This is a genomic window from Streptomyces noursei ATCC 11455 (assembly GCF_001704275.1).
In the GTDB taxonomy this organism is placed as follows: Bacteria; Actinomycetota; Actinomycetes; order Streptomycetales; family Streptomycetaceae; genus Streptomyces; species Streptomyces noursei.
Genome location: NZ_CP011533.1, coordinates 4322647 through 4334989 on the forward strand (window position 1 = coordinate 4322647; position 12343 = coordinate 4334989).

A 12343-nucleotide genomic window follows, 5' to 3' on the forward strand; every position below is an offset into this window, starting at 1 on the left:
GACCAGCGGGGCAGCAGATGATTGCCGGGACACGGGCCGCGCCCGGCCCCGCACCGACACCGCCGTCACGCAGGAGAGCAGCATGAGCAGCGCAACACAGCCGCGCCGGGGGAACACCCGCCAGCGCATCCAGGACGTCGCCCTGGAGCTGTTCTCCGAACACGGCTACGAGAAGACCTCGCTGCGCGAGATCGCCGAGCGGCTGGACGTCACCAAGGCCGCCCTCTACTACCACTTCAAAACCAAGGAAGACATCGTCATCAGCCTCTTCGAGGACCTGTGCCGGCCCATCGACGAGCTGATCGCCTGGGCGCAGGAGCAGCCGCGCACCTTGGAGACCAAGCAGGAGGTGATCCGCCGCTACCACGAGTCGCTGCGGTCCTCCGAGGCCCTTTTCCGTTTCATGCAGGAAAATCAGGCCACCGTCCGTGACCTGACCATCGGGCTGCGCTTCAAGGAGCGGATGCTGACCCTCTACGACCTGCTGAAGGACGACGACGCCGAGCTGGTGGACCAGGTGCGCTGCATCACGGCGCTGTTCGCCATGCACGCGGGCATGTTCGCGATGCAGAACGTGGAGGGCGACCCCGAGGAGAAGCGCAAGGCCATCCTCAGGGTCGCCACAGAACTGGTCACGGCGGCGAACCCGCCGGGCCGCCGGCCAGCCCGGCCGGATTCAGCTCAGACGGCGTCGCCGTGAGCCCGCAGGAATCCGGTCGGCTCGATGCCCGACCCGTAGTTGGGGCCGGTGCGGACCTCGAAGTGCAGGTGCGGGCCGGTGGAGTTGCCGGTGCTGCCGGACAGGCCGATCTGCTGGCCGGTGGAGACCTGCTGACCCACGTGGACCTGGATCTGTGACAGGTGCGCGTACTGGGTGTACATGCCGTCGGCGTGCTTGATCACGATCGCGTTGCCGTAGGCCGGGCCGTCGCCGCCACCCCACGGACCGGCCTTGACGACCGTGCCCTTGTGGACGGCGTGGACCGCGGTGCCGGTCGGCACGACGAAGTCCTGACCGCTGTGCTTGTGGGCCCAGTGGCTGCCGGCGATGCCGAACGGCTCGCCCAGGACGTAGTTGTTGACCGGCTTCACCCAGGCGTTGGCCTTCTTCGCCGCGTCCACCTTGGCCTTCGCCGCGGTGACCTTGGCGTCCGTGGCGGCCTTGGCCTGCGCGTCGGCCTGCGCGGCGACGGCCTTGCTGACGCCCGCGGTCAGGTGCAGCAGCCCGCCGTCGGCGGCGGTGGCGACACCGGCACCCAGCGCGGCGGTGACACCGGCACCGGCGGCCACGACGGCCACCCGGTGACGCAGCGCGTACTTACCGGCCTTGGCGGAGTTCTTGGAATTGCGTATCGCGGCAAACTTCGACATGCGGGTTTTGTCTCCAGGGAGGAAGTGAATGGGTTTTCCCGGCTGCGGCCCGGGATCGCCATTCCTTGGTAACCCGCCTCCGCCCTGGCGCCAAGGCCCCCTTTCTACTACCGGGACCCGTAATAGCCGGCACGCTCACCGACCGCCGCGAACCCACCCCATCCCACCCGCCACACCCCCTCCCACCTGCCCATCCACCCTCCCCTCCCCCCATCCCCGCACCCCCCGAAATCCCCCTACTCCAACTAGTAGGACCCAAATCCCTGTGCGCCATGTCACGAGATCCAAGAGCCACCAGGTGACCCGCATTACACAATTCCGAGAGGCAATGTGACCCGCGTTACGAGAAAAGCTGTGACCCGCGTTACGTAATTCCCGATCCACGACCACCGGGAAATCAGAAAACGCCTGACCGGGCCCCGCCCGCCCCTCTAACCTGATCCGGACAACATCACAGCCAGCAGCCGACAGGCAGCACCGGCCAGGGGGGAACGGACCGCACATGGACCCGTCAGCACTGGGCGCCCGGCTCGCGTCCGGCGTCGTCGCACCACTCGTCAAGAAACTCTTCGTCCAGGAGGGCCCGGGCGCCGGCCTCGTCGACGCCCCGGTCCGCATCTCCGCCCTCGTCTCCTTCAAGGGCGAGCGGCGCACCCTCACCGACAAGGACCTGCACAAGCTCGCCGCCGAGTTGGTCCGCCGGGCCGTGCGCTCCGCGGCACCCGGCGAACGCCCGATACCCGAGGACGAGGAGGCCGCGGTGGCCGCGGCCCTGGCCGGCACCCTCGCCGCCCTCTCCACCGTGACCATGGACGACGTCCAGGCCGTCCGGCTGGGCCCGGCAGCCCTCGCGGAGTGCCTGACCGCCGCGGCCCCTCAGGCCACCCGCGACCTCTCCCAGGACGCCGAACTCCTCCACCAGACCCTTCTCACCACCGCCTGCCTGCACGTCATCCACTTCTTCACCCAGCGCTCCACCTTCATCGCGCGCACTCTGGTCCAGCAGAGCCACACCCTGGACACCCTGGTCACGAAGATCGACGACTTCCTCGCCCGGCACCCGTCCCCCCGCGCCGCCGACCTCGCCTTCGAGCGGACCTACCTCTCCCATCTCGCCCGCAAGCACGGCCGACTCACCATCTACGGCATCGACCTGCACAACTCCCCGGACCGCTGGCCCCTGGACGCCGCGTACATGAGCCTCCAGGTGACCAGTCCGGGCCGCGCCGAGGACCCGTTCGAGGACCTGCCGCCGCGCGCCCCCGTCCCAGCCGACCAGGCCCTCGCCGGGCGCGACAGGGTGCTGCTCCGCGGCGTCGCCGGCTCCGGCAAGAGCACCCTCGTCCAGTGGCTCGCCGTCTCCTGCACCAAACCCCTCGGCACCACCGCCCTCCCCCACCTCTACGGCCGCATCCCCTTCGTCCTCCCGCTGCGCACCCTCACCCGCGCCGGTGCCGCCCTGCCCACCCCGGACCGCTTCCTCGCGGCCACCGGCTGCCCGGTCTCCGGCACCCAGCCCGCCGGCTGGGCCGACCGCGTCCTGACCGCCGGCCGCGCGCTCCTCCTCGTCGACGGCCTGGACGAGATCCCGGAACGCGAACGCGAGGCCACCCGCCGCTGGCTGCGCGACCTCCTCGACGCCTTCCCCGGCAACCTCTGGCTGGCCACCACCCGCCCCTCCGCGGTCCGCGGCGACTGGCTCGCCCCCGACGGCTTCGACGAACTGGCCCTCTCCCCGATGAGCCGCGACGAGGTCGCCGCCTTCATCGCCCGCTGGCACCGCGCCGCCCGCCACGACGCCGACGACCCCGACCTCCTGGACGCCTACGAGCAGTCGCTGCTGACCGCCGTCCGCACCAAGCCCGACCTCGGCCGCCTCGCCACCAACCCCCTGATGTGCGGCCTGATCTGCGCCCTGCACCGCGACCGCCGCGGCTACCTCCCGCACGGCCGCAAGGAGCTCTACGACGCCGCCCTGAGCATGCTGCTCTCCCGCCGCGACCGGGAACGCGACATGCGCGGCCCGGACGGCATCGAGCTGGCCGACGAGCCGCAGATCCAGCTCCTCCAGCGCCTCGCCTACTGGCTGATCCGCAACGGCCGCACGGAACTCGACCGCGACCGCGCCGAACGCATCCTGGCCGACATCCTCCCGGCCGTCCCCGCCGCGGCCTCCCAGGGCCCCGCCCCGGCCGTCTTCCGCCACCTCCTCCACCGCAGCGGCCTGCTCCGCGAACCGGCCCCCGGCACCGTGGACTTCATCCACCGCACCTTCCAGGACTACCTGGGCGCCAAGGCCGCCGTGGAGGTGGGCGACTTCGGCCTCCTGATCCAGCACGCCCCGGATTCCCAATGGGCCGACGTGATCCGCATGGCAGTGGCCCACGCCCGCCCCCGCGAACGCGCCGAGCTCTTACGGGGGTTACTCGCCCGAGCCGAACTGCGCACCGACCTGCTGGCAATGGCCTGCCTGGAGCACGCGACGGAGATCGATCCCTCGGTCCGGGATGAGGTCAATGCGCGGACGCGGGCGATCCTGCCCCCACGCACCCGCGAGGAATCGCAACTGCTCATCGAGGCGGGCCCACTCGTCCTGGAACTACTGCCGGGCCCGGACGGGTTGGAAGAGGATGAGGCCCAGGAGGTGATCTTCACCGCCTCGAACATCGGCACCGACGCCGCCCTGGAGTACCTCAAGCCGTTCCGGAACCACCGTTCACTCTCGGCGCATGTTCAACTGGGTTACCAGTGGCCGCTGTTCGACACCGATCGCTACGCGGACGACATCATCCGGCACCTCGGCCCCGACGTGAACATCACCGTCTCCTCCCCCGCCGAACTCCGTGCCCTCAAGGCCCTCGGGGGACACCCCCGCACAACCGTCAGCGGCTCGTTCACCACCGAGGAACTCCTCAACGCCCTCCACCCTCACCAGGTCACACACCTCATGCTGGCCGACAACCCGGACCTCGACGATCTCGCCTTCCTCCGGGACTTCTCGGCCCTGGAATCCCTCACGCTCCGGGACTGCCCCGGCATCACGACCCTCGCCCCGCTCGCCGAGCTGCCCCTGCGCCAGCTCGGAATCTCCGGCAGCAGCGACACTGGAGTACGCACCCCGCGCGCACTCGACCGCCTGTGCCGGCTGGAATCCCTGATGCTCTATGTCCCACTCCCGCCGAAGGGCCTGGCCGCCTTCCCCGCGGACGCCCCCTTGACGACGCTCGTCCTCGGCCAGCGCATTCTCCCCGACTTCTCCCGCCTCACGTCCTGGCCGGGTCTGAAACACATCCAGTTCCAACGAATCACAGACGCTTTCGCCGCGGAACGCTGGCAGGCACTCTCACTCCTCGACAATCTGGAGAGCTTCTCCTTCGGCCTGGCGGAGGGAGAGACCTCCCTCGGCATTCCCTCGGGCCTCCAGCTCCCTCGGGTAGAGATCCTCAGCCTCCTCAACACGGGACGCCGCTCCCCCACGGAATTCGCCGAGCAGCTGCGCACCGCCCTCCGAGCCTTCCCCAACATCCGCACGCTCCAGCTCTACGGCATGGTCGACGGCCCCATCGACCTTTCCCCCGTGGCGTCCCTCCCCGCCCTCCAGGGCCTCTACCTCTCCTACCTCACCCCCTCCCCCGACCACCCCCTCCCGCCCCACCTCAAAGTCACCCGCTACCCCCGCCCCCGCACATAAGAGGGCGCAGGGCACACACAAAACCGCCCCGGACCCGTCGATCGAACGGTTCCGGGGCGGCTGCGTGTCTCAGGTACGGACTACGCGTCCTTGCTCAGGTTGGGACCCGAGCCACCCGTCGCGGACTCCACCGGCGGGGCGCTGGGCACCGCCGACTTCTCCTCGCCGCGGAAGGTGAACTTGGCGGACTCGCCTTCGCCCTCCACGTCGACGACCACGATGTGGCCCGGACGCAGCTCGCTGAAGAGGATCTTCTCCGAGAGGGCGTCCTCGATCTCGCGCTGGATCGTGCGGCGCAGCGGACGGGCGCCGAGCACCGGGTCGTACCCGCGCTTGGCCAGCAGCGACTTGGCCTCGCCGCTGAGCTCGATGCCCATGTCGCGGTCCTTGAGCCGCTCGTCCACCTTGTTGATCATGAGGTCGACGATCTGGATGATGTCTTCCTCGGTGAGCTGGTGGAAGACGACGGTGTCGTCGACACGGTTGAGGAACTCGGGCCGGAAGTGCTGCTTGAGCTCTTCGTTGACCTTCGCCTTCATCCGCTCGTAGCCGGTCTTGACGTCGCCCTGGGCGGCGAAGCCCAGGTTGAAGCCCTTGGAGATGTCCCGGGTGCCGAGGTTGGTGGTCATGATGATGACCGTGTTCTTGAAGTCCACGACCCGGCCCTGGGAGTCGGTCAGACGACCGTCCTCCAGGATCTGCAACAGCGAGTTGAAGATGTCCGGGTGGGCCTTCTCGACCTCGTCGAAGAGGACGACCGAGAACGGCTTGCGGCGGACCTTCTCGGTCAGCTGGCCGCCCTCTTCGTAGCCCACGTAGCCGGGGGGCGAACCGAAGAGCCGGGAGACCGTGTGCTTCTCGCTGAACTCCGACATGTCGAGGGAGATCAGGGCGTCCTCGTCGCCGAAGAGGAACTCGGCGAGCGTCTTGGAGAGCTCGGTCTTACCGACACCGGACGGGCCGGCGAAGATGAACGAGCCACCGGGACGCTTGGGGTCCTTCAGACCGGCACGGGTGCGGCGGATCGCCTGCGAGAGCGCCTTGATGGCGTCCTTCTGGCCGATGACGCGCTTGTGCAGCTCGTCTTCCATCCGCAGGAGCCGGCTGGACTCCTCCTCGGTGAGCTTGAAGACCGGGATGCCCGTGGCCGTGGCCAGGACCTCGGCGATCAGCTCCTCGTCAACCTCGGCGACGACGTCCATGTCGCCGGCCTTCCACTCCTTCTCCCGCTTCGCCTTCGCGGCCAGGAGCTGCTTCTCCTTGTCGCGCAGGCCGGCGGCCATCTCGAAGTCCTGCGAGTCGATCGCGGACTCCTTCTCGCGGCGCACGTCGGCGATCTTCTCGTCGAACTCGCGCAGGTCCGGCGGCGCGGTCATCCGGCGGATGCGCATCCGGGAGCCGGCCTCGTCGATCAGGTCGATCGCCTTGTCCGGGAGGAAGCGGTCGGAGATGTAGCGGTCGGCCAGGGTGGCCGCGGCGACCAGCGCGGCGTCCGTGATGGACACCCGGTGGTGCGCCTCGTAGCGGTCCCGCAGGCCCTTGAGGATCTCGATGGTGTGCGGCAGCGACGGCTCCGCGACCTGGATCGGCTGGAAGCGGCGCTCCAGGGCCGCGTCCTTCTCCAGGTGCTTGCGGTACTCGTCGAGCGTCGTGGCACCGATGGTCTGCAGCTCGCCGCGCGCCAGCATGGGCTTGAGGATGCTGGCCGCGTCGATGGCGCCCTCGGCGGCGCCCGCGCCGACCAGGGTGTGCAGCTCGTCGATGAACAGGATGATGTCGCCGCGGGTGCGGATCTCCTTGAGGACCTTCTTCAGGCGCTCTTCGAAGTCACCGCGGTAGCGGGAGCCGGCGACCAGCGCGCCCAGGTCGAGGGTGTAGAGGTGCTTGTCCTTGAGGGTCTCGGGCACCTCGCCCTTGACGATGGCCTGCGCCAGGCCCTCCACGACCGCCGTCTTGCCGACGCCGGGCTCGCCGATGAGGACCGGGTTGTTCTTGGTGCGGCGGGACAGCACCTGCATGACCCGCTCGATTTCCTTCTCGCGCCCGATGACCGGGTCGAGCTTGGTCTCCCGTGCGGCCTGCGTGAGGTTGCGGCCGAACTGGTCCAGGACCAGGGAGGTCGAGGGCGTGCCCTCGGCGGGGCCGCCGGCGGTGGCGGCTTCCTTGCCCTGGTAGCCGGAGAGCAGCTGGATGACCTGCTGGCGCACCCGGTTCAGGTCGGCGCCCAGCTTCACGAGGACCTGGGCGGCGACGCCCTCGCCCTCGCGGATCAGGCCGAGCAGGATGTGCTCGGTGCCGATGTAGTTGTGGCCGAGCTGGAGGGCCTCGCGGAGCGACAGCTCCAGGACCTTCTTGGCACGGGGCGTGAAGGGGATGTGACCGGACGGGGCCTGCTGGCCCTGGCCGATGATCTCCTCCACCTGCTGGCGGACCGCCTCGAGCGAAATGCCGAGGCTCTCCAGGGCCTTAGCGGCGACACCCTCACCCTCGTGGATCAGACCCAGGAGGATGTGTTCGGTGCCGATGTAGTTGTGGTTGAGCATCCGGGCTTCTTCCTGAGCCAGGACGACAACCCGCCGCGCACGGTCGGTGAACCTCTCGAACATCGTTAATCGCTCCTCAGAGCGGTCAGGCAGTTAGGGGTCGGTCCCCTCCCTGTCCTTCCGCATGCTAGTCCCGCAGGGCGGGACAGCTCATTCCAACTGCCGACACCCGTCCGGATCACCCCGCTCCGACGGGGAAATTTACTGCCGAACAGCTGACATCTGCTCCAACTCGATGGTGCGAGACGATGTTCCCGCAGGCCAGGCATATACGCATGCCGCCACTACGCCCGTGGCGAACGCGGGCCTCGCCGACACACCGTCCACCACCGGTCAAAGACGGCGGCGAACTGCCGAGGGCGCCGGTCACAGCGTCTCTTCCCACTGAGACTGTCTTACCCGCTGCCACTGACACTCCATGCGGCGCGGCCCTTTTCCCTCCGCTACGGGCGAACACCCACACATCCCGGGATGCCCCCACACTCCCCATCGCAATATACGGAATGCAACACTCCATACACGCAACGTAACCTTCCGCGATGCCGGGAGTTGCACCGGACATGGCCTGCGCGCTTCCGCGACCCCGCCCCCCGCTCTCCACTGTCCGCCGGTGGTACGAGGAGGAGCTCGGCTGGCCGTCCACCGGCACGGATCCGGTGGAACTCCTCACGGGCCTGCGCTTCGACGTCCTGGAGATGCCCGCCGACGCAGGACGCGCCGTTCTGCAGCGGATGCCACGCACCGGCCCGGTCGCCCTGTTGCGGCCCGGACCGGGCGGAAACAGTGCGGCGGATCGACCGAAACTGCTCCTACTCATCGCGGCCGGCGGCGCGGAGGAGCTCCCGGAAATCCTGGAATGGCTGGAGTGGGGCACGCTCGCGGCGGATCTCACCGCACGTGGGGCCGGGGGGCGGATGCCCGCACCGGCGCCCCCCTCAAGGGGCCGGGCGCCCGATGACTGCGGCGCGCGGGAGGCCGCGGGGTGGGTGCGGCCTCCCCGGCCTGGGTACGAGGTGGAGAATTCTCTGCCCACCACGGGGATCGGGGCAGGAATCGGGGACGTTGGGGGCGCCCCCGACCTCGTACGGCTCGTGAGCGCGGCGGCAACGGAGTGCCACCGGGCCCGGTTGGTACGTGCTCGTAACGGCCAATCTGATCGCGCGTACGGCGATCAGCCGTTGGCCTTCTCGAATGCCTCGCGAATGTCGGCGGGGACACGGCCACGGTCATTCACGTTGTAGCCGTTCTCCTTCGCCCACGCACGGATCTTCGCGGTGTCCGGGGAGCCCGCGGAAGCCGCACGGGCCTTCCCGCGGCCGGCGGAACGGCCACCGGTCTTGCGGCCGGCCTTCACGAAGTCGGCCAGCGACTCGCGCAGCTTGTCCGCGTTGGCGTCGGAGAGGTCGATCTCGTAGGACTTGCCGTCGAGAGCGAACGTCACGGTCTCGTTGGCCTCGCCACCGTCGAGGTCGTCGACAAGAAGAACCTGAACCTTCTGTGCCACCAGGATTCCCTTTCATCGAATGTGGATTACGACGGAAAGCAAACCGCTTTTCCGGGAAAAACACAAACCCTTGGGTAGGGTTCACTTGCCCACAGAGCGGGGAACGCATGCTTCCGTAGCCATGAGATAGGGGAGCGATTCGGACATAGAACGCTGATCACAGGTGCAGAAGCATGCGGCTGTTGCCCAGGGTGTTGGGCTTCACTCGTTCGAGACCGAGGAACTCGGCAACGCCCTCGTCATAGGAACGCAGCAGTTCGCTGTAGACATCCCCGTCTACGGGAGTCTCGCCGATCTCCACGAACCCGTGCTTGGCGAAGAAGTCGACTTCGAAGGTGAGACAGAAAATTCGCCGCACTCCCAGCCACCGCGCGGTGGCCAGCAGCTTGTCCAGGACCTGGTGGCCGACTCCGGTTCCCCGCCGCGTCCGGTCCACCGCCAGGGTGCGGACCTCGGCCAGGTCTTCCCACATGACGTGCAGTGCTCCGCAACCGACGACCTCGGCGTCTTCGTCCCGCTCGGCCACCCAGAACTCCTGGATGTCCTCGTAAAGCGTGACGGTCGCTTTGTCGAGCAGGATCCCATCCTGCGCGTAGGCGTCGATGAGGCGGCGGACGGCCGGTACATCGCTGGTCCGGGCACGGCGGACGGTGAGCCCTTTTGAATGCGCTGGCATGCCCGGACGCTATCGCTCCTTGCCGCCGGCCTCCGCTCCGGGTTCATCTCCTTCGCCGGCCGGCGCTTCATCCGCGGCTTGCGGCTGTTCTTCCCGGGCCTGTTCCCCGGCGCCTTCGCGGGCCGCCGCCTGTTCTTCCTCTGCGTCGGGGCGATCGTCGACCTGCACCATCCGCACGGCGTCGCGGAGGGCTTGCCGCTGTTCCGGCGACATCATGCCGAAGAAGGCCACTAGTGCGGCGGCGGGGTTGTCACTGGCGGACCATGCTTCGTTCATGAGTGCGGCCGAGTAGGCGGCGCGAGTGGAGACCGCCTCATATCGATAGGCGCGGCCTTCGGCTTCGCGGCGCACCCAGCCCTTCTGATGGAGGTTGTCCAATACGGTCATGACCGTGGTGTAGGCGATCGACCGTTCCTTCTGGAGATCCTCCAGAACTTCTCGAACAGTGACCGGGCGGTTCCACTCCCAGACCCGCGTCATCACCGCGTCTTCCAGATCACCCAAGCGTCTCGGCACACAAGAAGAATAGTGGGAGATGTCGCGAATGCCGGTTGATCTCGTTGCGTTTGGTCCGGAAAAAGGAAGTACGGCCCGGGACGGTCAATCCCGAGCCGTACTGAGCGGGCGGCCCGCCGGAAATGGCGGAAGTTCAGGTGCGGAACGCCTTGGGCTCCTGCCCGGCGGCCTCGGCACGGGCGAACGCCTCGTCGACGGCCGCGTCCTCCTTCGACTTGTTCTGCCCACCCTGGCTCCTGATCATCGTGACGATCAGGCAGGTGAAGGCGACTGCCATCACTACGGGCGGGAGCAGCGCGGCGACGTAATCCATGGCATGGGCCTCCTTCAAGGCGTAAGCCCGCGACAGTACCCAGCCAGGGTACGCAGCGCTCAAGCGGTGCGGGTCTCCGGGGGCGGAACAGGCTTCCGACGGGGCGGAAACACCTCACCGGGGGTGGGGATCGGCCGGTCGGGCCGCGGCGCCTTGGGGCGCGGGGCGGGCTTGGGCGGTTCCCGGCGGGGCTCCGGTCGCGGCTCCTGTTGGGGATCCCGATTGGGGTCCGCACCGGAGTCCGCGCCGGGGTCCGCCACGCTCCGGGGCGCCGCGGCGGAGGGGCGCGGACGGCCGCCGGTGCGGCCACCGGAGAGGGCGTCCGGGGAGGCGCTCGAACGCCCGCCCGGCAGCGCGCGCAGGCGGACCCTGACGGTGTGCTCGGCCAGCCGCTCGCAGTGCCGCAGCAGTGCGGTGCGGCGCTTCCGCTCGGCCTCGGCGGCGGGCCGGGCGAGCAGCGAGCGCAGCGCGGCGAGGTCGTCGGGGCCGGGGACGTGGCCGGCCGCCAGCGCCTCCTTGAGCCGCGTGAGATAGCCGGCGGCGGCACCGGGCAGGGCTTCGCGGTAGCGGGCGAGGTCGGCCAGCAGGAAGGCGCGCAGGCGGGCGCCCTCGCGGACCGCCTCGTCCACCGCCTCGGCCAGCCGGAGGTATTCCTGGACGTCCTGCGACCGGTCCGCACCGAGGGCGCTCAGGGGCGCGGTGGGAGAGGTCGTCTGGAGGGCATGGGCGAGGGCGCGACGGAGTACACGCAACTCATCGGCGCCGAAGGCCATGCCGCCGCGGGATCCGTATGGCATTGGCATGGGGCGACTTTACGACCAATTCGGAAAAAAGCCGCTTAATTCGCATGCGGTGGCGCGGCAGCGGGGCGCGCGTCACACGGGCGCCCCAGTACGGAACCGACCGCGCCCCGTCCGCCGCCCCGGTTACAGCCGCCCGACGTTCCGCTCGTACACCAGCCGCAGGCCGATCAGGGTCAGCCAGGGCTCGTGCTCGTCGATCACCGAGGACTCGCCGAGGACCATCGGCGCCAGCCCGCCGGTGGCGATCACCGTCACGTCGTCCGGGTCGTCCGCCAGCTCCCGGGCCATCCGCTGCACCACGCCGTCCACCTGGCCGGCGAAGCCGTAGAGGATGCCGGACTGCATCGCCTCGACGGTGTTCTTCCCGATGACGCTGCGCGGCCGGGCCAGCTCGATCTTGCGGAGCTGGGCGCCCTTGACGCCGAGCGCGTCCACGGAGATCTCGATACCCGGGGCGATCACGCCGCCCACGTATTCCCCGCGGGCGCTCACCGCGTCGAACGTGGTCGCGGTGCCGAAGTCGACGACGACGGCGGGGCCGCCGTACAGCTCGACGGCCGCGAGGGCGTTGATGATCCGGTCGGCGCCGACCTCCTTGGGGTTGTCCATGAGGATCGGCACGCCCGTCTTGACGCCCGGTTCCACCAGGACCGCCGGGACGTCCCCGTAATAGCGACGGGTCACCTCGCGCAGCTCGTGGAGCACCGAGGGGACCGTGGAGCAGATGGAGATGCCCTCGATGTTGTCGCCCAGGTCTTCCCCGAGCAGCGGGTGCATGCCCATCAGGCCCTGGAGGAGCACCGCCAGTTCGTCGGCGGTGCGGCGGGCGTCGGTCGAGATCCGCCAGTGCTCGACGATCTCGTCACCGTCGAACAGGCCCAACACGGTGTGGGTGTTGCCCACGTCGATGGTCAGCAGCATGGCGA

General features: G+C 69.1%; 11 protein-coding genes. 3 read left to right on the forward strand and 8 right to left on the reverse strand.

Annotated elements, in window-relative coordinates:
• Positions 1–82 precede the first annotated feature (82 nt).
• Positions 83–700 carry a TetR/AcrR family transcriptional regulator gene (locus tag SNOUR_RS18085; RefSeq protein WP_067348351.1) on the forward strand — a complete coding sequence of 206 codons (618 nt, stop codon included), beginning with the start codon at positions 83–85 and terminating at the stop codon, positions 698–700.
• Here the strand turns inward: SNOUR_RS18085 and SNOUR_RS18090 are convergent.
• Entirely contained in the window at positions 682–1371 is a 690-nt protein-coding gene (locus SNOUR_RS18090; RefSeq protein WP_067348354.1) for a M23 family metallopeptidase, read from the reverse strand. The genes SNOUR_RS18085 and SNOUR_RS18090 overlap by 19 nt on opposite strands.
• A gap of 502 nt (positions 1372–1873) precedes the next feature.
• On the opposite strand from SNOUR_RS18090, the gene SNOUR_RS18095 reads away from it, so the two are divergent.
• Positions 1874–5062, forward strand: coding sequence for an NACHT domain-containing protein (locus SNOUR_RS18095; protein WP_067348356.1), 3189 nt, complete (start codon positions 1874–1876; stop codon positions 5060–5062).
• Between the two features lie 80 nt (positions 5063–5142).
• Here SNOUR_RS18095 and SNOUR_RS18100 read toward each other — a convergent pair whose 3' ends face one another.
• Positions 5143–7668: an ATP-dependent Clp protease ATP-binding subunit gene (locus tag SNOUR_RS18100; RefSeq protein ID WP_067348359.1), complete on the reverse strand. Its 2526-nt coding sequence runs from the start codon at positions 7666–7668 to the stop codon at positions 5143–5145.
• A gap of 497 nt (positions 7669–8165) precedes the next feature.
• Between SNOUR_RS18100 and SNOUR_RS48375 the strand changes: the two genes are divergently transcribed.
• The gene (locus SNOUR_RS48375) at positions 8166–8846 is read left to right on the forward strand and encodes an SCO3374 family protein (protein ID WP_079142751.1); all 681 of its coding nucleotides are present in this window, start codon (positions 8166–8168) and stop codon (positions 8844–8846) included.
• On the opposite strand, the gene SNOUR_RS18105 is transcribed toward SNOUR_RS48375, so the two are convergent.
• The 6 genes from SNOUR_RS18105 to SNOUR_RS18130 all read right to left on the reverse strand — a co-directional run bounded on the left by SNOUR_RS18105 (position 8777) and on the right by SNOUR_RS18130 (position 12338).
• On the reverse strand, positions 8777–9109 hold the full coding sequence (locus SNOUR_RS18105; protein WP_067348362.1) for a histone-like nucleoid-structuring protein Lsr2: 333 nt from the start codon (positions 9107–9109) through the stop codon (positions 8777–8779). The genes SNOUR_RS48375 and SNOUR_RS18105 overlap by 70 nt on opposite strands.
• Before the next feature lie 157 nt (positions 9110–9266).
• Positions 9267–9785, reverse strand: coding sequence for an amino-acid N-acetyltransferase (locus SNOUR_RS18110; protein WP_067348365.1), 519 nt, complete (start codon positions 9783–9785; stop codon positions 9267–9269).
• Positions 9786–9794: 9 nt separating this feature from the next.
• Positions 9795–10265, reverse strand: coding sequence for a BlaI/MecI/CopY family transcriptional regulator (locus SNOUR_RS43070; protein WP_376738591.1), 471 nt, complete (start codon positions 10263–10265; stop codon positions 9795–9797).
• A gap of 169 nt (positions 10266–10434) precedes the next feature.
• Positions 10435–10614 (reverse strand): hypothetical protein, encoded by a 180-nt coding sequence (locus SNOUR_RS18120; RefSeq protein ID WP_067348376.1) that lies wholly within the window; start codon positions 10612–10614, stop codon positions 10435–10437.
• A gap of 59 nt (positions 10615–10673) precedes the next feature.
• Positions 10674–11417, reverse strand: a complete 744-nt coding sequence (locus tag SNOUR_RS18125) for a hypothetical protein (protein WP_312632662.1) — start codon at positions 11415–11417, stop codon at positions 10674–10676.
• Positions 11418–11540: 123 nt separating this feature from the next.
• The gene (locus SNOUR_RS18130) at positions 11541–12338 is read right to left on the reverse strand and encodes a type III pantothenate kinase (RefSeq protein WP_039634126.1); all 798 of its coding nucleotides are present in this window, start codon (positions 12336–12338) and stop codon (positions 11541–11543) included.
• Positions 12339–12343 lie beyond the last annotated feature (5 nt).